A 1,032-nucleotide genomic window follows, 5' to 3' on the forward strand; every position below is an offset into this window, starting at 1 on the left:
TTCTGGTAATTGTATAATTATAATAAGCCGCATTAGTGTTAACTGCATTCTGTGTTGATACATCTGATGAGGTAATCGTTACAGGAGAACAGTTGTCAGTGGCTGTCGCTGATCCATTGGCTGAAACCGTTGTCGCATTTTGACAGTTGAGAGTTACACCTGCAGGACAGGTAATCACAGGAGCAGTTACATCCTGAACTGTGATCGTTTGAACACAAGTCGAGAAGTTACCCGCTACATCAGTGGCTTTCCAAGTTCTGGTAATTGTATAATTATAATAAGCCGTATTAGTGTTAACTGCATTCTGTGTTGATACATCTGATGAGGTGATCGTTACAGGAGAACAGTTGTCGGTGGCTGTCGCTGATCCATTGGCTGAAACCGTTGTCGCATTTTGACAGTTGAGAGTTACATTTGCAGGACAGGTAATAACTGGTTTGGTCGTGTCCTGAACTGTGATCGTTTGAACACAAGTCGAGAAGTTACCCGCTACATCAGTGGCTTTCCAAGTTCTGGTAATTGTATAATTATAATAAGCCGCATTAGTGTTAACTGTATTCTGTGTTGATACATCTGATGAGGTGATCGTTACAGGAGAACAGTTGTCGGTGGCTGTTGCTGATCCATTGGCTGAAACCGTTGTCGCATTTTGACAGTTGAGAGTTACAGCTGCAGGACACGTAATCACTGGAGCAGTTACATCCTGAATCGTGATAATCTGTACAGATTCTAAGTAGTTTCCTGTAGCATCAGTAGCTCTCCAAGTTCTGGTGATCGTATAATTGTAATGTCCAGAAGCCGTTAAACTTGCATCTTGCGTGCTTACATCGCTTTGGGTAATTGCTATCGCTGAACAGTTGTCTGTTCCTATGGCAACTCCTGTTGCTACCGAACTAGTATCGTCCTGACAGTTTACCGTTATGTCCGCAACATCGGTGATTGTTGGGTTTTGTGTGTCTTTTACTGTTACCGTTTGGATTGATGTAGCCGTATTCCCTGAGGTATCCGTTACTGTCCAAGTTACCGTATTGG

General features: G+C 42.9%; 1 pseudogene. It reads right to left on the reverse strand.

The features are described from left to right. A pseudogene (locus BUC23_RS17630) lies at positions 1 to 1,032 on the reverse strand (hypothetical protein); the annotation flags it as partial.

This window comes from Flavobacterium xinjiangense (assembly GCF_900142885.1).
GTDB lineage: Bacteria > Bacteroidota > Bacteroidia > Flavobacteriales > Flavobacteriaceae > Flavobacterium > Flavobacterium xinjiangense.